Consider the following 20,148-nt stretch of genomic DNA (forward strand, 5'->3'; position numbering starts at 1 on the left):
TTAATTAGATACTAGTGTGATTAGATGATCGGTATGAAATTCCAACTTTACTTAGGCTCTTTATTTTCCCAGATTAAAGTACGTCATTGGTGGGTAAGTATCCTTTTGTGGATAGTTTTGGTTGCCCCAGCCCAAGCGTCTGTAATCCTGCGCGTGGCAATTGAAAGGGGCGTTAATCAGGTAAAAGTGGGCAGTTCCACTACTGGGATCGTCAAGGATAGTACTGGGCGGACTCTGGGACAGTTGCCAGCGATGAGTGCATATTATGCCCAAGCCGTTCCTGGCGGAGTGGCTTTAGATAAGTGGCAGTCTGGTTTATTTTGGATTGAGCCAACTGGTAAAGGATTTGTTTATATTGGCGATCGCTGGTATCGAGGCAGAACTCTAGTTGTCCCCACAGAAAAAGGCTTAACGGCTGTTAATTGGGTTGATGACCAAGAATATCTCTACAGCGTTCTCGGTGGCGAAATGGATGCTAGCTGGCCGCAAGAAGCGCTGAAAGCCCAGGCGATCGCAGCCCGTACCTATGCCCTCTACGAACGAGAAAAACAACGGAATAATCCCGTTTACGATTTAGGCAATACTCCCGATCGCTGGCAAATTTATAAAGGTGTCATCAGTGAATCTCCTGCTACTTACGCCGCAGTAGATTCCACACTAGGGCAGGTACTAACTTACAAAAACCGGATTATTCTCTCAGTCTTCCACGCTTGTTCTGGGGGACACACCGAAAACGTGGAAGATGTTTGGGGAAGTAAAGAACCTTATCTACGTGCTGTTCAAGACTACGATCAAAATATCCGCGAGTGTAATTGGGTGAAAACCTTCTCACCCAGTGAAATTAGCGCTAAATTTCCTGAGGTGGGCAGTGTGACAGCCATGATTCCAGAGACATACTCACCTTTCCGCAGTGTTAAAGTTTTAAAAATTGTTGGCAATAAGGGCACAAAATTTCTACAGGGCGAGCAAGTCAGAACAGCCCTCAAGTTAAAAAGTACCCGCTTTACTGTCACCAAGGGAGGTGATGGTAATTTTGTACTACAAGGGCTTGGCTACGGTCATGCTTTAGGTATGAGTCAATGGGGAGCGTACAATCTGGCTCGGCAAGGAGTGAACCACCTGCAAATTTTAGGACATTATTATCAAGGTGTAGCCCTAACGCCAATTCAGGCGAAATAAGTCCCCTGTTGTATTTAATTCAAAAGTCAAAATTGATAAATTTAGCCGTTTTAATATGGCTAAAAATGTTGGTCAACAAGGCTAGTTCTAGACTCATATCCCCAACTTCTCAAATAAGTCGGGGATATTTTTTGCGATTAATTTAACTATATTTTTCCGAATATCAGCTAAATCATCACTTTGAGTTGTTTCCTCTAAGACGACTGTAAATTGATGCGTGAGGAATTCTTCTATCTATTTTTTGGTACTTAAAATGAAGAATCTATCTTGGTTATAATCTAAGCTAGAAGGAAGCAAACGAGGTCAGGTAATAATGGCTGTACCTACAGAAATTCGTAAAAGAGCGATCGCTTTACTCGAACAATTACCCGGAGAATCTTTAGTAAAGGCTGTTGAATTTTTGGAAGCCCTTTCTCACGAGGCTTTACAGGTATCAGAAGCACCAAACTTTCAAGTCAGCGAAGCCGCTTTGCTTCAAATTATTCAACACCGTTTGTCTCCTGAAGAACAAGATAGATTGGCCTATCTGCGTCAGCAAAATGAGATTGGAGTAATTACAGACACAGAGCATCAAGAGCTACTAATATACGTTGAGCGCGTCGAACAACAAGATACTGAACGTGCAGAAGCATTGATAAAACTGGCTCAACTTCGCAAAGTTGATTTGAAAGTGCTGATTAACGACTTCTTGCCTAAACACAGCAACTTCGCCTAATGTCAGAGCGAACCCCAGAACCAATGAGGCGTATTGTTGCTGCTCGTGCCCGTGGTTACTGCGAGTATTGTCGTTGTTGGGAGCAATTTGCCACTGAGAGTTTTACCGTTGAGCATATAAAACCCCGACAGGCAGATGGGGAAACAGTTTTAGAAAATCTTGCTTGGAGTTGCTTTGGCTGCAATAGTCATAAACATACCAAAACCCAGGCAAGCGATCCAGAAACGGGAGAAAAAATTGCACTATATAATCCTCGGTAGCAAATTTGGAGCGAACATTTTAGTTGGAGTGATGATTTTACCCAGGTGATTGGTAAAACAGCTTGTGGTCGAGCAACAATTGAAGCTTTGCGTTTGAACCGCTTTGGTGTTGTCAATTTACGCCGTTTGTTGAGGAGCGCAAATCTGCATCCACCAGAGAATGTGGAAGGTAATGAGTAAGGTTTATCTTTCACGTTAAATTAGCGATACCTACGGTGAGCTACGCTAACGCACTACATATTTCAATCAAATATTAGATAGAGCGATCGCATTTTTCGGGTGATTGTGGTTATGTAATCGCTCTTTATGTCTGTTGGGAAAGTGCGATCGCCCAGCTTCGCAAAGCGATCGCTTCGTGAAGCTTGATAATTGAAACACCACTACCATCTACCAAATCAATTTATGACCCTCCAATTTGGTGTCAACAAGACAGTGGAGGGTACAAGCCCTCACCGATTGTAACTACGAATTACGAATTACTTTAACTCGTCTAACCTCCGTTGCCATTCAGCATCAGTTTTTGCAGAACGCTCAACTTCTTGGTCTAGTAAATCAGTTTCGCTAGAATACACTAGATCTTCGTTGCCAATGACTTTTTCTGTGGCAAATTGTTGAGCATAGTTGATTTTTTGTTGCAAAGGTGCATCAGGACTTGTCAATAAGCTGGCTCTGGAAAGGCGATCGCGGTTGCGATCGCCTATTTTGCGATTACGCCACCCAATCCAGAAATAACGCAATAACGGTATGCCTAAAAAACCTGCTCCGTAAGCCAATAGCAGCCAATAAATTCCTTGCACAAAAGCTACCAGTCCACCTAATTGGACGGCAATAGTTCCATCTCTCAACAAACTTCCCAGTACTAAAGCACCAACAAAATTTAGTACTCCTAACCCAGCACTCAGCATAATTTGCCCAGAACTTGCGGCACTAAAACGCCAGGGAAATTCCTCTAAGTGATCTGATATTGCATAACGGCGCTTTTTAACTGCACTCACCTGCAACTCTGGAAAGTAATAAACAATTTGCCCTTCTGGACTTACGCCTGGTTGCCCATTAAATCGTGTTAGAACGGGCAGCATATAATCTTCGTACTCTCTTGTGTATCCTTCGCCAATATCATCTAAATATGGGGCAATGTGTTCTGCTACCACTGCGCCACGATTAATCCGAATCACCGTAGCAATTTCTTGCCAGCGACGTTCTTCTAAGTTGGCATTAGGATTACCATCGCCAAACAAAAACGAAAATACAGCTTCAAAGAAATTTAGATTGCTTTCTTCTCGGCTTTCACGTCGCCGTTCTTGGTAGTGGGTGTCATAATTTGGGCTAAGATACCAAAATAAATTTGGAAAATAGAAAAATCCCCCACCACCAGAATTACTGCCCCGATTGTCGCCGTTCCGGTCTGAATTAGCAGCAGTAATGATAATGAAGATGGTGATAGTTATCAGGGCGATGGAAACAGTTAAGAAAATTCCAAAAGAAATGCGAATCAGGTAAAACAGAACACTCCAGACCTTTTTCCACCATTCTTGCAATCGTAGTCGGAGGTATTTATTACGTAAAATCGCTCGAAAATTTCGTGGAAAAAGGTAAACTATATCGCCTGAATCTGCTACCTGTAAATGTCCGCCAGCATCAGATGCCAGGGCTAACAAGCTTTGATTAGCTTCAGCGACATTCAATCCTGCCTGAGTTGCCACATCACCAACGGTGACACGGTAGCCCAGTTGTTCCACAGCCTGCATGATGCTGGGACTGGGAGCCATTGCTCTCCCCTCCTATTGAAAATTATTCCCTTCTCTTAAGTATAAAGTTTTATTTTGAGGGACTTGGTAAAGGTAAAAATAAAGAAGGAAATCATATTTTCATGTATTTGGCAAACCGATACTAAAATCGATGAGCCAGCAAATAACCTGAGACACAACATGTTATAATTGTTTGCCTCAGCTTGGTTAATCAGCAAACTTTTTGCTCAAATATGGTTCAATATACTCTCGCGCAAAGCCCAGAAATTATCCTTACTGTTTCTGGTAAAGATTCAGCCAAAGCCCGTGATAAAGCAATGGATCAACTGATGGAACTGATGGATGCAGGTAAGCTACCCACAGAACTGGAAGAAGGATTTGGCCCTCAACAATTAATTGAGGTTAAGGAGTCAACTATTGATACTGCTAGTGGTGAAGATACTATTACACAAGCTGTCCAGGTTTTGAGTAACCTAGCCACGCTCAAGTTGAAAGTTCAAGAGTCACGAGCTGAAGCGCTGGAAATTCGCAAAGCTGTTGATATTCTGTTCAGCGATGAGTTAGTGACTGAAGAGGAAATTACTCGACTCAAGGAAGGTTTTAAAGTTCTCAAAAATTTTGCTCAAGCTAATGTGCGTTATCAGGAAGCGCGATCTAAAGCAGAATTAGCTCGGCAGACTCTAGATCAAGCTCTCAAATCTCCTGACAAATAACTTTTACAGAACTAGATGCTTTGAGACTCATCTTAAAAATTTGATTAAATACTCTAAAAGACAGACTGTGAAGCCTGCCTTTTAGAATTACTGGGGCGCTAGGATTCGAACCTAGGGATGGCGGGACCAAAACCCGCTGCCTTACCACTTGGCTACGCCCCAACAACATTACTCTAGTTAATATAGCAGTAACTCCTGGGTTAATGTCAAGTACTTTAATAATTGATTTCAGATAATGAGGATATTGACTGGTCAGAATGCTTACACATCAGGCTGTTTCATCACTTTGGTTGAACGATTGAATTTTTATTGGCTCACCTGCTACGCCGCTTGATTGGATGAGAGGCTGTCTCTAAATAAATGTCGAGAGAGCAAAATCAGGCGATCTGAAGATGATTCCAAATATTGTGAAATTGTAGTAACATAGCACGGGCATTGATTATCTTCAGCTACATCTGATTGTTAGCGCCGTTAAATTTACTATTGATGAGAATATACCGTGAGCCTAACTCTTTATTTCCTCCGTCACGGACAGACCGAATGCAGTCGCAATAATTCCTTTTGCGGTTCCATAGACTCAGAACTTACCCCAGAAGGCTTGGAGATGGCAAAGGCTTTTGCATCTGCATATAGTTCTATGGATTGGACAGCAATATTTTGTAGCCCAATGCGGCGAACTGTATTGACAGCAAAACCCTTATCTGATGCAATCGGGATAGAGCCACAATTTAGGGATGGTTTGAAGGAAATCAACTATGGCAAGTGGGAAGGAAAAACCCCTGAAGTAATTAGCCGTGAATATCATGATGATTATATTCGCTGGTCAGCAGATCCGGCTTGGAATGGGCCAACTGGTGGAGAAATGGGTGTGACAATTGCTTCTCGCGCCATACAGGTAATTGAAGAAATCAAACTTCTTTACAGCAGTGGCAATGTGTTGGTGGTTTCTCACAAGGCAACTATCAGAATTATTTTGTCTAGTTTACTAGGGATTGATGTGGGACGCTTCCGTTTTCGTTTGGGATGCCCTGTTGCTTCGGTCAGTATTGTAGAATTTACCTCACATGGGCCACTGTTAAAGGTTTTGGCAAACCGTAGTCATTTGGATGAGCGTTTGCAAAATTTACCGGGGACATGAGGGGAGGAAAGAGTTAGGAGTTATTATTTTTCCTTACTCACCCTCACTCGCTGGCTCAGTATATTTGCATAAAATATTTATTCTAGTTTTCAGAACAACTACAGGATTGCAGGGTTGTTTTTATTTTGATAGATTTACAACTGATTCAATTCCCCCGATAGAAGATGATAAGTTATCTGGGTCTTCTTTTTTCTCTATTTCTGTAGCTTCTTCTGTACTTACACCCTTCCAAGGGAAGTTGAAATATCGCTGAATATTTTTGAGTTCATCAATGGATTCTAAGAAGAAATCTTTAATAGCAGATAGCTGATTTTCATGAGATAAAAACTCTCGTAGGCTTTTCCGATAAAATATAGCTGACCATGCTGGCAAAATGGTTAAATTCTCAGGAGTCCATATATTGGGTTTATCGTTAATTACTTTGTGCATAGATTCAATAATTTTTGGGCGTTCTACAAAACCAGGAGAAACCTCTAGACATATACCTAAATATGGATATTCCGTGAAATTGTCTGGATTTAAATTAAAATATCCAAGACCACACCAGAAATTATTGCCTGAAAACTTAGTATAGATAATATATCTACTAGACCATTTCCATTGAGTCATACTTGCTGCACCGTTGCTAACACCTCCAAAAGCTAGCTTAAATTTATCTTGCACTTCATTATTGAGGGTTGATTCCATGAGATTGAGAGTTTTGTTGTAATTCACCATTGTCAATAAGTCAACTGATGAAAATTGATTAATGTGAGACATTCCATTTTTCCTCATGAAAATTAATATTTCTTGGGCTAAGATATCAGATGCGCGTTCTTTCAAAAAGCTATAAAACTGATACCACCTCAGTTGGAAGAAATTTATCTTGGGTGATAACTCAAGGCAATATTCTTTAATTGCTGGTTTTGGATCACAATCATATTGTTTTATTTCTTCTTTTGGGTCATAATCACGGGTGATGTAAATTAAAATTCGATGTCTGACATTTGATAAATTACTCAAAATCTCAGCATATTTTTTTAACGCATTATTTCCATCCTTTGCGCCAATTTTTGATTCAATAAATATTACATCTGTGCTTAAACCATTTGATAATTCAACCACAATATCAAATCTACTATCCTCTGTATGGCTTTCAATTCCTTTATGTTCTTGTTGAGTTGAAATCTTAATGCTGGAGTAATTATCATCACTAATAATTGAGTGATGTTTTAGCCAATCAAGTAAAATATCATTATTGAGGGATAAAAAATAAGCAACAATTTCGGTAAAAAAATCTTCACGCGGTTTGTTTCCTGAATGTAGATTGAGTAAATTGCTAAACAAAGACATTAATTTTGAGCTATTTCAAATATTTATTTGCAGAAAATTTATACACAATAACTAGGGGAAATATACCCGGCGATTAGAAATCGCAGCTACACAAACAAAGTCTGCCTATGCGGACTCTAGTGAATTTGAAACCCACGGAGGTGGGTTTTGTCTGTATAGCCATGAATTCCATTCGCCAGGAACCTAGCGTTGCAGTAGTTATAACTTAGCGATCGCAGTTTGACAAGAGTGCTACACAGATGATACTTACAACAAATAGAGGTAAAATGTTTACCTCTACAAAGTTATGTATTATTTTAAGAATAGCTAGATAAGCTTGGTATTCTTAGGTTAAATGACCTTCTAGCAAAGATGCGATCGCTTCAGGATGAATATTCTTGTATTTCTTTTTACCAAGGTGTAAAACACAGTTGGGAGCGCTGCCACAGCATTTTTGGCAACTGGTATGTTCAATAGTAACTTTGTCTAACAAACCGCGATCGCACAAAGTTTTTTCTAATTCTGATAATAACCCTTTACCACCACGTTTCAGGCAACCGCCCTTTTGACATACCATAATCCTCGCTTTGCTTTGAGGTGGTAAATCTTGCTTTGGACACGCATCAATTGGTGTCACCTTATAGGCTTTAATTTTAATTTTACTTGTGCGTGAGTCTATCTTACTATGACCACAAATGCGAAGTTGCTGACCAGGAACTAAGGATGAACTTAGTAAACGGCGTAACTCTTTAGGCAGTTTAATGTCTACATTTCCAGATGGAACTGCCAATTGCAAGTATTTATATTTTCCTGGTTCACCATCAATAAAACCTAGTAACTGTCCCTCAAGGTTCAATTCTGATAACGTCAAATACTTATTACCCATGATTGATAAAAAGTTAGGAGTGGGGGATGAAGAGTTAGGAGTGAGGAGTTAGGAGTGAGGAGTTAAAAATGAACAACTAAGAGTTAATAATTCATAACTCATAACTCTTAACTCCTAACTATTTTTAAGCGAGGCGTTTAGCTTCTACTGTTTGAGGTAAATTTGCTGTGTCTGGCAAATCACGAAATTCTAATTCCCAACCATTTGCTAGGGTGAGAATCTTGCCATCATTTCCATCGGTTTGTTTGACGACTTCTTCTTCCAGGTCTTTTTTAGCAACGTAAACTACTAAAGTGCCGGCATCATTCATCCGTAGCATTACTTTCATGAGATTCCTCAACCGATTCTAGTTCTTTTTTCTTGCAGCCGACGACAAACCCTGTTTCTAAGAAATGCACAGCATATATATAGGAAGTCTGCAAATATGTGCCTATACTCGCTATGTAACCGATATCTCCCTTGTTAACTAAAACTTGGCCGACTTCCTTACCGGGAAAGGTACCATCGTTTTTTAGCAGTTTACGAACTCTGACTTTTTCACCAATTTCAAAAGCGGGTGGCAAGTTTAGTTCTAATTCATCGCGTTGCATGAGAGTACCTCTGTTCTCTGACCAAATTCAACAGTTCTTCTGTCGTCAAACTGCGTTTTTTCTGTACCGATTGATGGCGTACTGCGTCTAAAACAGATTGGGTTTCTTGGGAATTCAAGAAAATTCCATGCTGTTCTAGCAAGTTAGCAACCAAATGCCGTCCAGAATGTTTACCTACTACTAAACGCCGTTCCCAACCCACCTCTTCGGGTGCAAATGGTTCGTAGGTGATGGGATTTTGTAATACCCCGTGAGCATGGATGCCAGATTCGTGAGCAAAAGTATTTTCGCCAACGATCGCTTTCCAAGGTGGTACATCGGCTCCTGATGCGGCTGCAACTAGTTGAGACAGTTCCAGCAAACTGGGTGTGTCAATGCCCAAATCAACGCCGTAGATGCGTTTAATTGCCATGACAACTTCTTCTAATGCTGCATTTCCTGCCCGTTCACCCAATCCATTGACTGTGGTATTCACTGATGAGGCTCCGGCTTTGATACCCGCAAGAGCATTGGCAGTTGCTAGACCGAAATCATTATGCGTGTGGATTTCTAGAGGAATCGTCAACGCGGAAACCAGCCGTTGGACTTTGGTGTAGGTGCTGAAGGGGTCGAGAACTCCTACAGTATCGCAGAAACGGAAGCGGGATGCACCCCATTCTTGGGCATAAAGTGCTACATCTAAGAGGAAGTTTTCATCAGCCCTAGAAGAATCTTCTCCACCGACTGCTACCCAAAGACCTTGATCGAGGGCGAAGCTGATTGAGTCTTTGAGTTTTTGCAAACTTACTCGCCACTGACCATGAAATTTAGTGGCAATTTGGATACCAGAGACGGGAATGGCAATATGCACCCGATTCAAACCACAAGCGATGGAAGCCTTGATATCTGAGATGACAGCACGGTTCCAGCCCAAGAGTTTTGCTTGTAAACCCAAGTCAGAAATTGCGACGATCGCACGGGTTTCTTCGTCACCCATTGCTGGTATACCGACTTCTAATTCTGGAATACCAATGGCATCGAGAAATTTAGCGATCGCTACTTTTTCTTCTAGGGTAAAGGCAACACCTGCTGCTTGTTCACCATCACGTAGTGTAGTGTCATTAATTATGATTTGATTCATTGCAAATATCCCTCTCTTGGAAGTATTCTTAATATCCTTTCTCTCTACAATCCCTAGTGATGGTAAATGCTAAAAATATCACAATTCATAATGTAGGATACATGATCCTTAATTATTGACCTATTAGCAGCATCACATCTGTATGACAGGGAACTAAATCAATGTATAATTTACTAATCGTTTTTACCGATGTCAGTTGAAATATCTTCGAGTAGCAATGAGCTAATATAACTATTAGCAAATCCCGAACAAAGTAATACACAAAATCCAGCAATTAAGGATGTAATCATCTTCGTAACCTCATCTTTTCTAGTGCATTTGGGTGTAATTTAAGCAGGTAATGATACTCAAAGCTTAAAGGGTACAAACTAGCTAACTGTGGTCTGCTAGCCAATCAAATATCTTTCCTAGCTGCTCCAAGTCAACTAAACCATACTGCCAGAGGAGCATCGGTAGTGGGCCATTTTCTAATTCACGGTGTCGCAGAGCTACAGCAATATCAGCATTTGAAAGTTCAAGTTCATTGTGCAAAAAATTGAGGAGTTTTATATCTCTGTTCCGAGTCGCCATAATTGAACTTTCAATTTCTTAATTGGGAAAAAACTTAAAAATCAGAAATTCAAATTTTCATTTAGGAATTTCGTATTTTTAATTGTTGCTATATGTCAGGGGAATTTCAGATTTAGCAGATTCAATAAAATATCAAATCCATTTGTTCCATCTCAGTCTGCAACAAATTCTGCTAGCGTACAGTAGCTTCAAACTCTAAACCTATTTGAGCTTTGTGCATCTATGAACAAAAAGGATAAAGTGCAGTCTTTACGTCATGAATTCAAGATTAATAGTCTCTGAATTAGGTCTGACGCAAAAACTCAAGATTCATTACTGTAATGCCAGCAACGCTCTAGCCACTCTAATAATTCGTGACGAGAAGCAAGAAATTGCATAACTATACTGCGAATCAGAATGACCTCTAGCAAATTGTTCACTTGCACTCGCAAAGAACCATCGGGGGGACAAGAGCAATTAATTTTTAACTCTTGCAATCGGTGATAGATTCGCCAGCGATCGCTCAAAGGAATCTGCAAAACGTGATTTGTCATTTGTCATTTGTCCTTTGTCAGTTGTCCTTTGTCCTTTGTCATTTGCTAATGACCAATGACTAATGACTCTTGACTTTTAAAGTTTGCAGTTGTTTTTCGAGTTCTTCAATGCGCGAGAGCAAAGAACGAATTACGTCTGCTTCCACATCGGGTAGCTTGCCATGTTCTAAAGGAGAGAGGCTGGCGTTATCGTTCCGAGAAATAATTCGGCCCGGAACTCCCACCACAGTGCGATCGCTGGGGACATTTTGCAAGACAATGGAACCTGCGCCAATACGGACGCGATCGCCAATTTGCAGATTACCTAAAACTTTCGCACCCGCCCCAATCACGGCATTTTTGCCCACTGTCGGATGACGCTTACCAGTTTCTTTACCAGTTCCGCCAAGGGTGACACCCTGATAAATCAGTGTGTAGTCGCCGACGATCGCAGTTTCGCCAATGACAACCCCCATTCCGTGGTCGATAAACACGCCCTGACCAATCTCTGCACCTGGATGAATTTCAATTCCCGTCAAAAATCGCCCCAAATGAGAAATTAAGCGGGGGATAAAACTCACACCTCGACAATGTAACCAGTGAGCAAGACGATGCAAACATAGTGCGTGCAATCCAGGATAGCAAAACACCACTTCTAGCCAATTACGCGCTGCTGGGTCGCGCTCAAAAATAATGCGAAAATCACTCAATAATGGCTCAAATAAAACACCAGAGAGTAAATTTTTCAGCATGGATGTATGGGCAGAATCCTGCGTTTTGGTAGTCTGGCGGTTGCTAATACTGTCTAAAGACTGTTGCATCGGTAATGTTTATCTGGTAGAAAGAGCCATCTGCTATTTTTATGCTTATATCAGGTGACAGCCAACTCGATACAAAACCCAATGCTGATTGGATTTATTGGATTGATTAAGGTTGTACTCAAACGCCAAAACCCCTACCGCAGATAAATCTAAAATTTGTCTGGGGATAGGGGCGCTAGTATTTAACGATGGGGGTACTAGTATTTTTGGGGCAGGGGTTAAGAATTTCTGTACTCGCTACAAGAAACTTTACCTATAAGCCTTTGCAAACATTTCATCAAGATATTTTGCAATATATTAAGCTGTACTCAGATGCACTCAAACATGAGTTAGATAAGGCTAGAAATCAATATTCTGTATCTCCTATTACTATTATTATCTTATTATTTGGATAGGCGAAAGACAGGTTTCTTTATGTTCTCTTATGATTTGCTGTCTGTATGTATGTATACGTTTCGAAATATAGTTATCGCTCATAGTGACTACTTTATTATATAGATGTGTGGAAGGAAAGCATTTCAATGAGTGCAAATATAGGAATTTGATTTGATTACTGAATCACTCGAGTAAAACAACAGGGTTTTTCCTTGTGCAGCAAATTATAGAATGGACAAATGTACCTACCAAATTGGCGAAGTGTGCCAAATCCTTTCTGAGGACAATCCGAAACTATGGGTTAAAAACTAACTTTAGCTACTTTTATTATTTTTTCAATTATTCTAAATAAACAACAATCTACATCAGAATGCTGTTATATTCTTATTAAGAATAGTTACAGCTTCTTCACACAAGAGAATATTGGAGTGATGAGTGCCGTGTGCTGGCAAATCTTGGGTGAAGATTAGCTGTTCCAGGAAAAGAATATGTGGATGAGATACCGACCTCAGCAATTTTGGCAATTTGGCATATCATGAGTTCGAGTTGCAGTTTCAATGGAGATATCAACACAAAGGGACAGTAAAGAAGTTGTACGGGGGATAAGGTAAAACTTTCCGCTTCTGATGTCCCAACTATGCCAGTTGCCAAATGAGTGCTGTAGAATAACTCTACATAATTGATACAGCGCTCAAGAGAGTTCAGTTCCCGCTCTGCAACTGGCTAGAAATCAACAAAACCAAATATAGCCGAGATGCTAAAACCCTTGTCAGTGGTAGTGATGACGGGACTATCAAACTGTGGAATCTGGCAACAGGAGAGTAAATCCTCACCCTCGCTGGGCATTCCGACTCGGTTTGGTCTGTCGCCTTTAGCCCAGATGGCAAAACTCTTGTCAGTGGTAGTCGTGACAAGATCATCAAAATTTGGCGGTTAAAGTAGTGATAAAATCGCTACAGTCAAAAACTAAGCCAAAATTCGAGGGTGAAAACTGACAGCATCTTTTATCGTCTGTTTCAAGAATTTCCCCATATCTTCTTTGAACTGATTGGCAACTCAGGCGAAACAGCGAATTTATACCAATTTTCTTCAGTTGAAGTCAAGCAAACAGCCTTCAGAATTGATGGTGTATTTCTGCCCATTCAAGATCGAGAAGTGCCGATTTATTTTGTCGAGGTTCAGTTTCAACCAGACACAGAGATTTACTTACGCTTAGTATCAGAAATTTCTTTATACTTACGCCAAAATAGACGCAAAAATCCTTGGCGAGGAGTGGTGATTTATCCCAGCAGAGATATAGATATAGGTGATAAAGAAGATTTCATAGAATTCTTCCACAGCCAGCGTATCAGTAGAATTTACTTAAATGAATTCGGCTCAACTGCATCCTTACCAATAGGCATTGCTACGATAAAATTAGTAATTGAAGACAAAGATACGGCCATTAGCACCGCCAGGGAATTAATCAACCGCACCCAGCAACCAGTAAATTTACAATTACCACAAAAACAATTATTAGAATTGATAGAGACCATCTTGGTTTACAAGTTTCCTAACATGAGTCAAAAGGAGATAGAAGCAATGTTTGGATTAAGTGAATTGAAGCAGACGCGGGTTTATCAAGAAGCTAGACAAGAAGGTAAACAAGAAGGTGAACAAGAAGGTAAACAAAAAGCAAAATTAGAAGCTGTACCTAAACTTTTAGCACTGGGTTTAACTGTAGAACAGATAGCGCAGGCGTTGGATTTAGATGTTGCACAAGTCCAGCAAGTAGAACAGCAAAGGCTATCGCCGGAATAGCCAGAATAATTGCTGCGATCGCACATTAATCTTGATTATCTGGCTCTATGGCATCTCAGTTCTATGATAGAAACAAGCCACTCATTAAGTTTAACTTATGTCTTACCCTGTCCTGGAAAACCCTACGACTGCTGAGACTTTCTATGTTCTTCTGTACAATGTCAGTTGGGAACAGTTAGAACAGCTTGATGTCACCCTTACAGGGACAGGCGCACGACTAACTTATTTAGATAATATTCTCGAAATTATGTCCCCACATTCTGACGACCACGAGGACAGTAAAAAAAACCTGGCGATGTTGCTGGAAGTCTATATGCGGACGAAAAAGATCCGATTTTATGGACGGGGAAGTGCAACTATAGGTAAACAGGAAGACAAAACTCGACGAGAACCAGATGAATCTTATAATTTAGGCATAAAAAAATCTATTACTGATTTAATTTTGGAAATAACTGTTACGAGTGGCGGAATTAATAAGCTAGAAATTTATCGACGGTTACGAGTACCTGAAGTTTGGTTTTGGGAAGATGGTTTGTTATCAGTTTATTGTTTGCAAGGTGACAGCTATATAAAAGTCTTTAAAAGTACTTTATTGCCTGATCTAGATTTGGATTTATTAGCACAATATGCGAGAATGTCTGACCAATATGATGCTGTGACTGAATATATTCAGATAATAACTAAAGTAATCTAAACTAAAATTATTTATGTCTAAATCTGATAAAATTTATGGTTAATACCTATGATTAAACTTTCGATGCTCCATTGTCTTTACCTCTCGGTTTAAGAGCAATGCTGCCCCTACACCTTGCGATATAATTTTGTACCGCATTTGAGTGGGAACCGCTATATAAGACTCGCCGATGAGTATTAAATTCTCAAGAGACAGAAGTTTTAGCAGATTTGCTTCTACCAATAGCTTTAAAACGCTCGCCCAACTGTTCAGCAACAGTTTTTAAGCCTGGAGTCTTTTTTGATGCAGTCTTGACATAATCATAAACTGTCAAACTACTAGTCATAACTTCGCTACCAACTGCCATAAGAGTATCATCTACCTGTTCAGTGAGTTGCTGCATTGAGATTAAAAGTTCAGTAAGGGCAGTGGCTAATTGATAATCTCGAACCAGTTCTTCAACATCAAAAGTAGCTGGCAGAATTTCGCGGTTAGATTGAGCAGCAGTGACGCTATTGCTTACAAAAGCCAGACTTTTATCGCCCATTTTTACCAACTTGCGCCGTTCTTCAGTACTGAGAGTAACTAAAAAGGGTAGCTTTTGTTGGATTTTTTGTAGCGCGGCTTTGATTTCTTAAATATCTTGTGCGGAAAGAGAGCCTGTGATGTTTTGATAGGACATTGTATATTTACCTGAGTAATTCTGATTGTGAAGTAGCAATAGTTGCTAATCATAGAGTTACCATTCCTAAAAGGAATTGCACATTTTTTTGTAATTTTTAGTTTATCAAGGTGTGCGATCGCAGCCTAATACACGGAAAATACTTGGTAGCAAAAAGCGATATCTACAACAAGCTACATCTATACACACTTTTTTGTAATTTTGAGTATAGTAGGCTGGAACATCACTGAACTTAACTTAGATTTAAATCCTCGACTTGTTGAATAAGTTGGAGATATGAGTTATTATCTGCTCGGTTACGTAACAGTGGTTACAAGTAACATCAGGAGAAAAATATACTTAAGGAAGTATTCTCACAAACTAATATCCTTAAGTAAGTTTTGTTTTGACTCTCGAAAAAATCGGCAATTCGAGAGTTTTTGTGTAATTTACATCACTTCAGGCTAGAAGGAAGTTCAAAATGGGTGTGTTTTTCCTAAATCCAACAAAAATGCTCAGACGCATATTATCTACATCGCTAGTTAGTTTAATCCCTGCACTTACTAGTTTGATGTCATTAGAGGTCTTGTCCACCGCAGCCTTCGGTCTACCGCCTGCTGCGTCTGTTCAAACCAAGGTGAAAGTGCCTAATACAATGAACTATTGGCCTTTCAACATTAATCGTTACTTGAAAGTACCGCCCAACTTCTCTGCATCTGTTTATGCTCGCATTCCGAGCGCCCGCTTTATGGCAGTTGCTCCCAATGGCGATCTTTTAGTGTCACAGCCCAGTACAGGTAAGGTGTTAATTGTCCGCCCAAATGGCACGAGAGATCCGATTATCTCTAACTTCGTAACAGGTCTACGCAGACCACACGACATTGTGTTTCACAAGATTGACAACATCACATACGTTTATATCTCTGAGACTCATCAAATTAACCGCTTCACCTACAACTATGGAGACACAATCGGCAGAAATCGCCAAGTTGTCGTATCTGGCTTACCAGATAGCAGCACATCAGAACTCAGAGGTGCTTATGGTCACGAACTGAAAAATATCGCCCTTGATTCCAATCACAAACTGTACGTGTCGATCGCCTCTACATGCAATGCTTGTACGCAAGATACTGTCAGCAACCCAAAGCGTGGTGCGATTTACCAGTACAACGCCGATGGAACCAATCAGCGGCTTTTTGCCCAAGGTTTGCGTAATGCTGAAGGATTAGCATTCTTACCTAACACCAATGATCTTTGGGTAGTTGTTAATAATCGAGATAACATCGCCTATCCCTTCAACGATGGCAGTGGTAAATACGGTAGGGTTATCCCGTCATACGTTGACAACCACCCACCAGAGGAGTTTACGAAAGTTCGAGATGGTGGTAACTATGGTTGGCCATTCTGCAACCCCAATCCTGACACATCAAATGGTGTTAACAATATGCCCTTTGACCGCGATTATCAGTTCAATGCTAATGGACGTGTTAATTGCAATGCCTTGGACAGAATTAGCAAGGGTATCCAAGCACATTCGGCTCCCTTAGGACTAACATTCTTGCAAAATACCAGGTTTCCCGGTCTATACTCAAATGGGGTAGTGGTGGGACTGCATGGTTCATGGAATCGGCAGACTAAAACGGGCTACAGAATAGCTTACTTTCCTTGGAACAGTGCGACAAGAACCCCAGGGCAGGAGATGGATTTAGTCAGCGGTTGGCAAGTTCCAGGAACGCGAGATGTTTGGGGGCGACCGGTAGATATGGCAGTAGATCAGCAAGGTAATTTGTTAATTTCAGATGATTACAGCGGCACAATTTACAAGCTTTCCTACAACGTCTCCAACAACGTCCCCAACACACCGTTACAACAACAGGTTCAAGTCTACAGAGACGCTAATTTTGCTGGAGTTTCTCAATCTTTTTCTACAACTCCAAGAACATACCAAGCCAACCAAGGGGACTTAAATGTTGTTGGTAATGACGCTATTAGCTCATTACGTGTACCAGCGGGTACAGTGGTGCGTGTGTGCCAAAATGAAACTGGTGGTCTCTGCCGTGAGTATAGCGCTGGCAATTATAACTACGTTGGAAATGACTTGGATAACAAAATATCGTTTATACAAGTAAGGTAGTGCCCAATTTTCTTTGCAAATTTGGTATACCCTTCTGCTCCACCTAAACTGTAGAGATGCAAAATTAGAATCGGGTTCGCCCTGCTAACGCGTCTTTAGCAAGAAGTTTAGCCTTAACGGAACGGTATTGATCCATATCCAGCAATAGTGTAAAGGCATACATCTGTATGCCCTTACAACCGATTCATTTATTGCAAAGATATTTGAAAGCAATGTTAAGTTGTAACACAGCATTTTTTATACAACTTCCAAAAACTTTCCTAACGTTTTAGGCTCTGGTAGAGTTTTACCATCTGCTAAAGATGATTCAATCAGCATTTCTAAAACTTCTTGAGCATTTTTCAAAGCTTCTTCATAAGTCTATCCGTGAGTGTGGCAAAATTCTCCCCATTCAGGAAGACTGACCAGATGCAATTAAAGCTTGTCGTTCTATAATGCGATCGTCGCTGTTAAAATCTAGGATGCGTGTGGTCACTTCACCGATATCTGTTTGATGCTGAATTACAGCCTCATCTAGTCGAAAATGATCGCCCCAAGAGTCTCTGCGTGGGTTAAAAAACCGCACAAGTTCGCCAGTTTGCCAATTAATTGACCCTAAATCCGTGCCTTTTTGCAGGTTACAGAAACTACAGGCATAGCAGAGATTATCTGCTGTTGTAGCGCCGCCGTGTTTGACACTGATTATATGGTCAACTTGAGAGCTTAAGCCCTCTACTTCTGGATATAAATAATACTCGCATAGATGGGCAGCGCGATCGCTACTAAACGCTGCAATTCTGCATTAATATATGGACGAGACATTTTAAATACTTACTCCGCACTGATGTACTGACGAGCTTTTTTGCGATTTCTCTAGGGAATAGCTTGTAGTTAAGCGATAATAATTACATTTCCTAATGAAAGCATAGCTATGATCTGCTGCTTAAATCCAGATTGCCACAATCCGCCCAATAGCGATCGCACAATGTTTTGCTCTAACTGCGGTACAGGAATGGTAGTGCTGAGAAACCGCTATCGCCCGATTAAATCATTAGGTGGTGGTGGATTTGGTAAAACTTATTTAGCAGAAGATATAGACAAACTAAATGAGTATTGTGTCATCAAGCAATTTGCACCGCAAGTCCAGGGAACTGCCGCACTAAACAAAGCCACAGAACTATTTGAGCAAGAAGCAAAGCAACTGCAACAATTAGGAAACCATCGCCAAATTCCCACACTATTGGCGTATTTTAACCAAGATAATCGCCTGTATTTGGTGCAGGAGTTTATCGACGGACAGAATTTATTAGATGAATTAAAACAGCAGGGAATTTTCAATCAGCAGAAAGTTAGAGAATTATTGCTCGATTTGTTAGATATTCTCAAAACAGTTCATCAACAGCAAGTCATTCACCGCGATATCAAGCCAGAGAATATCATTCGTCGCAGTGACGGGCAGTTAGTGCTGATTGACTTTGGTGCATCCAAACAATTGACAGCAACAGTGATGACACAAATAGGAACAACCATTGGTTCTTTTGGTTATGCATCATTGGAACAAATGCAGGGAGGTAAAGCTTACCCAGCGAGTGATTTATATAGTGTAGGTGCAACTTGCTTTCACCTGTTGAGTGGAATTCACCCTTGGGAACTTTGGCAACGACAAGGTTATGGTTGGGTTGCTAGTTGGAGACAGTATTTGCAGCAACCAGTAAGTGAGGATTTGGGGCGAATACTGGATAGATTGTTGCAAGAAGAATACCAGCAGCGTTATCAGTCGGCGACGGAAGTTTTACAAGCGTTAAATTCAGAGCCAATACCAGTAACTCAGCCTGTTATACCTCCAGTTATTCCACCACCTCTGCAAAAAAATTCTAATTCTATATATCTTGTTGTTATTCCATTAATTGTATTGATGGGTGGTGGTGCTGTTTATTTGCTAAGACCGACAAATCCAGTAACAATAGAACAGAAAAGTAAAAGTGCTGAAGCTTACTATAATGAAGGATTAGAAAAATACAACAACAAAGATTTTCGCGGTGCAATTGAAGATTATACCCAAGCCATCCAAATTAATCCTAACTATGCAGTTGCTTACATAAATCGGGGTTTAGCTCGCTATGATTTAGGAGATAAGCAAACAGCAATTGAAGATTACAACCAAGCCATTAAAATTAATCCTAACGATGCAAATGCTTACATAAATCGGGGTTTAGCTCGCTATAATTTGGAAGACAACCAAGCAGCAATTGAAGATTATAACCAAGCCATTAAAATTAATCCTAACGATGCAAATGCTTACTATAACCGTGGTTTAGTCCGCTACGATTTAGGAGATAACCAAGCAGCAATTGAAGATTATAACCAAGCTATTAGAATTAATCCCAACTATGCAAATTCTTACATGGCTCGCGGTTTAGCTAGCTATAATTTAGGAAATAACCAAGCAGCAATTGAAGATTATAACCAAGCTATTAGAATTAATCCCAACTATGCAAGTGCTTACTACAACCGGGGTTTAGCTCTCTATAATTTAGGAAATAACCAAGCAGCAATTGAAGATTATAATCAAGCTATTAAAATTAATCCCAACTATGCAAGTGCTTACTACAATCGGGGTTTAGCTCGCTATAATTTAAGAAATAACCAAGCAGCAATTGAAGATTACAACCAAGCCATTAGAATTAATTCCAACGATGCAAATGCTTACTACAACCGGGGTTTAGCTCTCTATAATTTAGGAAATAACCAAGCAGCAATTGAAGATTACAACCAAGCTATTAAAATTAATCCCAATTATGCAAATGCTTACTACAACCGGGGTAATTCTCAGTCTAATTTAGGAAATAAGCAAGCAGCAATTGAAGATTTTCGTAAATCTGCCGATTTGTATAAGCAACAAGGAAAAGAAAGTGACTATCAAGATGCTCTAAAACGCATTAAACAACTTGAGTTAGGTTAGC

Annotated in this window: 22 protein-coding genes, 1 tRNA gene and 2 pseudogenes; 11 read left to right on the forward strand and 14 right to left on the reverse strand. The window is 40.3% G+C overall.

Annotated elements, in window-relative coordinates; all coding sequences use genetic code 11:
• Window positions 1–33: 33 nt before the first annotated feature.
• The 4 genes from FD723_RS03945 to FD723_RS42445 all read left to right on the forward strand — a co-directional run bounded on the left by FD723_RS03945 (window position 34) and on the right by FD723_RS42445 (window position 2,334).
• Complete coding sequence (locus tag FD723_RS03945; RefSeq protein WP_179064182.1) at window positions 34–1,179, forward strand: SpoIID/LytB domain-containing protein; 1,146 nt, start codon at window positions 34–36, stop codon at window positions 1,177–1,179.
• Window positions 1,180–1,492: 313 nt separating this feature from the next.
• On the forward strand, window positions 1,493–1,894 hold the full coding sequence (locus tag FD723_RS03950) for a hypothetical protein (protein ID WP_179064183.1): 402 nt from the start codon (window positions 1,493–1,495) through the stop codon (window positions 1,892–1,894).
• Complete coding sequence (locus FD723_RS42440) at window positions 1,894–2,154, forward strand: HNH endonuclease (RefSeq protein WP_256875050.1); 261 nt, start codon at window positions 1,894–1,896, stop codon at window positions 2,152–2,154. The genes FD723_RS03950 and FD723_RS42440 overlap by 1 nt, the downstream gene beginning before the upstream one ends.
• Before the next feature lie 45 nt (window positions 2,155–2,199).
• Window positions 2,200–2,334 carry a hypothetical protein gene (locus FD723_RS42445; RefSeq protein ID WP_256875051.1) on the forward strand — a complete coding sequence of 45 codons (135 nt, stop codon included), beginning with the start codon at window positions 2,200–2,202 and terminating at the stop codon, window positions 2,332–2,334.
• 66 nt (window positions 2,335–2,400) lie between these two features.
• Here FD723_RS42445 and FD723_RS42450 read toward each other — a convergent pair whose 3' ends face one another.
• Together FD723_RS42450 and FD723_RS03960 are read right to left on the reverse strand one after the other, a co-directional pair.
• Window positions 2,401–2,535, reverse strand: a complete 135-nt coding sequence (locus tag FD723_RS42450) for a hypothetical protein (RefSeq protein ID WP_256875052.1) — start codon at window positions 2,533–2,535, stop codon at window positions 2,401–2,403.
• Window positions 2,536–2,630: 95 nt separating this feature from the next.
• Window positions 2,631–3,923, reverse strand: coding sequence for a hypothetical protein (locus FD723_RS03960; RefSeq protein ID WP_179064184.1), 1,293 nt, complete (start codon window positions 3,921–3,923; stop codon window positions 2,631–2,633).
• Between the two features lie 212 nt (window positions 3,924–4,135).
• Between FD723_RS03960 and FD723_RS03965 the strand changes: the two genes are divergently transcribed.
• Window positions 4,136–4,615: a hypothetical protein gene (locus tag FD723_RS03965; RefSeq protein WP_179064185.1), complete on the forward strand. Its 480-nt coding sequence runs from the start codon at window positions 4,136–4,138 to the stop codon at window positions 4,613–4,615.
• Window positions 4,616–4,705: 90 nt separating this feature from the next.
• Here the strand turns inward: FD723_RS03965 and FD723_RS03970 are convergent.
• A tRNA-Gln gene (locus tag FD723_RS03970) sits at window positions 4,706–4,777 on the reverse strand.
• A 337-nt stretch (window positions 4,778–5,114) separates the two neighbouring features.
• Between FD723_RS03970 and FD723_RS03975 the strand changes: the two genes are divergently transcribed.
• Complete coding sequence (locus tag FD723_RS03975; protein WP_179064186.1) at window positions 5,115–5,753, forward strand: histidine phosphatase family protein; 639 nt, start codon at window positions 5,115–5,117, stop codon at window positions 5,751–5,753.
• 120 nt (window positions 5,754–5,873) lie between these two features.
• Here FD723_RS03975 and FD723_RS03980 read toward each other — a convergent pair whose 3' ends face one another.
• From FD723_RS03980 to cysE, 8 genes are all read right to left on the reverse strand, one after another.
• Window positions 5,874–7,085, reverse strand: coding sequence for a PD-(D/E)XK nuclease family protein (locus FD723_RS03980; RefSeq protein ID WP_179064187.1), 1,212 nt, complete (start codon window positions 7,083–7,085; stop codon window positions 5,874–5,876).
• A 325-nt stretch (window positions 7,086–7,410) separates the two neighbouring features.
• Window positions 7,411–7,950 carry a (2Fe-2S) ferredoxin domain-containing protein gene (locus FD723_RS03985; protein ID WP_179064188.1) on the reverse strand — a complete coding sequence of 180 codons (540 nt, stop codon included), beginning with the start codon at window positions 7,948–7,950 and terminating at the stop codon, window positions 7,411–7,413.
• 124 nt (window positions 7,951–8,074) lie between these two features.
• The gene (nifT, locus tag FD723_RS03990) at window positions 8,075–8,278 is read right to left on the reverse strand and encodes a putative nitrogen fixation protein NifT (protein WP_114083693.1); all 204 of its coding nucleotides are present in this window, start codon (window positions 8,276–8,278) and stop codon (window positions 8,075–8,077) included.
• Window positions 8,253–8,540 (reverse strand): nitrogen fixation protein NifZ, encoded by a 288-nt coding sequence (locus FD723_RS03995; RefSeq protein WP_069070441.1) that lies wholly within the window; start codon window positions 8,538–8,540, stop codon window positions 8,253–8,255. The genes nifT and FD723_RS03995 overlap by 26 nt, the downstream gene beginning before the upstream one ends.
• Window positions 8,527–9,660 carry a homocitrate synthase gene (nifV, locus tag FD723_RS04000; RefSeq protein ID WP_179064189.1) on the reverse strand — a complete coding sequence of 378 codons (1,134 nt, stop codon included), beginning with the start codon at window positions 9,658–9,660 and terminating at the stop codon, window positions 8,527–8,529. Before nifV ends, FD723_RS03995 begins: the two co-directional genes overlap by 14 nt.
• Window positions 9,661–10,032: 372 nt before the next feature.
• Window positions 10,033–10,230: a DUF2949 domain-containing protein gene (locus tag FD723_RS04005; RefSeq protein ID WP_179064190.1), complete on the reverse strand. Its 198-nt coding sequence runs from the start codon at window positions 10,228–10,230 to the stop codon at window positions 10,033–10,035.
• Between the two features lie 302 nt (window positions 10,231–10,532).
• Window positions 10,533–10,763, reverse strand: a complete 231-nt coding sequence (locus tag FD723_RS04010) for an Asr1405/Asl0597 family protein (protein ID WP_179064191.1) — start codon at window positions 10,761–10,763, stop codon at window positions 10,533–10,535.
• Window positions 10,764–10,822: 59 nt separating this feature from the next.
• Window positions 10,823–11,563, reverse strand: coding sequence for a serine O-acetyltransferase (cysE, locus tag FD723_RS04015; RefSeq protein ID WP_179064192.1), 741 nt, complete (start codon window positions 11,561–11,563; stop codon window positions 10,823–10,825).
• 1,122 nt (window positions 11,564–12,685) lie between these two features.
• Between cysE and FD723_RS04020 the strand changes: the two are divergent.
• From FD723_RS04020 to FD723_RS04030, 3 genes and pseudogenes are all read left to right on the forward strand, one after another.
• A pseudogene (locus tag FD723_RS04020) lies at window positions 12,686–12,880 on the forward strand (WD40 repeat domain-containing protein); the annotation flags it as partial.
• Window positions 12,881–12,922: 42 nt separating this feature from the next.
• On the forward strand, window positions 12,923–13,738 hold the full coding sequence (locus FD723_RS04025; protein ID WP_179064193.1) for an Rpn family recombination-promoting nuclease/putative transposase: 816 nt from the start codon (window positions 12,923–12,925) through the stop codon (window positions 13,736–13,738).
• Between the two features lie 97 nt (window positions 13,739–13,835).
• On the forward strand, window positions 13,836–14,432 hold the full coding sequence (locus tag FD723_RS04030; protein WP_179064194.1) for a Uma2 family endonuclease: 597 nt from the start codon (window positions 13,836–13,838) through the stop codon (window positions 14,430–14,432).
• A gap of 184 nt (window positions 14,433–14,616) precedes the next feature.
• Here FD723_RS04030 and FD723_RS04035 read toward each other — a convergent pair whose 3' ends face one another.
• Window positions 14,617–15,042 (reverse strand): hypothetical protein, encoded by a 426-nt coding sequence (locus FD723_RS04035; RefSeq protein ID WP_256875203.1) that lies wholly within the window; start codon window positions 15,040–15,042, stop codon window positions 14,617–14,619.
• Between the two features lie 541 nt (window positions 15,043–15,583).
• On the opposite strand from FD723_RS04035, the gene FD723_RS04040 reads away from it, so the two are divergent.
• Complete coding sequence (locus FD723_RS04040) at window positions 15,584–17,206, forward strand: sorbosone dehydrogenase family protein (protein ID WP_256875053.1); 1,623 nt, start codon at window positions 15,584–15,586, stop codon at window positions 17,204–17,206.
• 237 nt (window positions 17,207–17,443) lie between these two features.
• Here the strand turns inward: FD723_RS04040 and FD723_RS04045 are convergent.
• Together FD723_RS04045 and FD723_RS43875 are read right to left on the reverse strand one after the other, a co-directional pair.
• Window positions 17,444–17,620: pseudogene (locus FD723_RS04045) on the reverse strand (type II toxin-antitoxin system HicB family antitoxin).
• Window positions 17,598–17,771: a hypothetical protein gene (locus FD723_RS43875; RefSeq protein WP_306297013.1), complete on the reverse strand. Its 174-nt coding sequence runs from the start codon at window positions 17,769–17,771 to the stop codon at window positions 17,598–17,600. The pseudogene FD723_RS04045 and the gene FD723_RS43875 overlap by 23 nt, the downstream one beginning before the upstream one ends.
• Window positions 17,772–18,116: 345 nt before the next feature.
• Here FD723_RS43875 and FD723_RS42455 point away from each other — a divergent pair, with 345 nt between their 5' ends.
• Complete coding sequence (locus FD723_RS42455; RefSeq protein ID WP_179064196.1) at window positions 18,117–20,147, forward strand: serine/threonine-protein kinase; 2,031 nt, start codon at window positions 18,117–18,119, stop codon at window positions 20,145–20,147.
• Window position 20,148 lies beyond the last annotated feature (1 nt).

This window comes from Nostoc sp. C052 (genome assembly GCF_013393905.1).
GTDB lineage: Bacteria > Cyanobacteriota > Cyanobacteriia > Cyanobacteriales > Nostocaceae > Nostoc.

What these genes read in the sequence shown, in the direction of transcription:
- FD723_RS03945 (WP_179064182.1), top strand. Translation starts at nt 34, where the DNA reads ATGAAATTCCAACTTTACTTAGGCTCTTTATTTTCCCAGATTAAAGTA.
- FD723_RS03950 (WP_179064183.1), top strand. Translation starts at nt 1,493, where the DNA reads ATGGCTGTACCTACAGAAATTCGTAAAAGAGCGATCGCTTTACTCGAA.
- FD723_RS42440 (WP_256875050.1), top strand. Translation starts at nt 1,894, where the DNA reads ATGTCAGAGCGAACCCCAGAACCAATGAGGCGTATTGTTGCTGCTCGT.
- FD723_RS03960 (WP_179064184.1), bottom strand. Translation starts at nt 3,923, where the DNA reads ATGGCTCCCAGTCCCAGCATCATGCAGGCTGTGGAACAACTGGGCTAC.
- FD723_RS03965 (WP_179064185.1), top strand. Translation starts at nt 4,136, where the DNA reads ATGGTTCAATATACTCTCGCGCAAAGCCCAGAAATTATCCTTACTGTT.
- FD723_RS03980 (WP_179064187.1), bottom strand. Translation starts at nt 7,085, where the DNA reads ATGTCTTTGTTTAGCAATTTACTCAATCTACATTCAGGAAACAAACCG.
- FD723_RS03985 (WP_179064188.1), bottom strand. Translation starts at nt 7,950, where the DNA reads ATGGGTAATAAGTATTTGACGTTATCAGAATTGAACCTTGAGGGACAG.
- nifT (WP_114083693.1), bottom strand. Translation starts at nt 8,278, where the DNA reads ATGAAAGTAATGCTACGGATGAATGATGCCGGCACTTTAGTAGTTTAC.
- FD723_RS03995 (WP_069070441.1), bottom strand. Translation starts at nt 8,540, where the DNA reads ATGCAACGCGATGAATTAGAACTAAACTTGCCACCCGCTTTTGAAATT.
- nifV (WP_179064189.1), bottom strand. Translation starts at nt 9,660, where the DNA reads ATGAATCAAATCATAATTAATGACACTACACTACGTGATGGTGAACAA.
- FD723_RS04005 (WP_179064190.1), bottom strand. Translation starts at nt 10,230, where the DNA reads ATGGCGACTCGGAACAGAGATATAAAACTCCTCAATTTTTTGCACAAT.
- FD723_RS04010 (WP_179064191.1), bottom strand. Translation starts at nt 10,763, where the DNA reads ATGACAAATCACGTTTTGCAGATTCCTTTGAGCGATCGCTGGCGAATC.
- cysE (WP_179064192.1), bottom strand. Translation starts at nt 11,563, where the DNA reads ATGCAACAGTCTTTAGACAGTATTAGCAACCGCCAGACTACCAAAACG.
- FD723_RS04030 (WP_179064194.1), top strand. Translation starts at nt 13,836, where the DNA reads ATGTCTTACCCTGTCCTGGAAAACCCTACGACTGCTGAGACTTTCTAT.
- FD723_RS04040 (WP_256875053.1), top strand. Translation starts at nt 15,584, where the DNA reads ATGCTCAGACGCATATTATCTACATCGCTAGTTAGTTTAATCCCTGCA.
- FD723_RS42455 (WP_179064196.1), top strand. Translation starts at nt 18,117, where the DNA reads ATGATCTGCTGCTTAAATCCAGATTGCCACAATCCGCCCAATAGCGAT.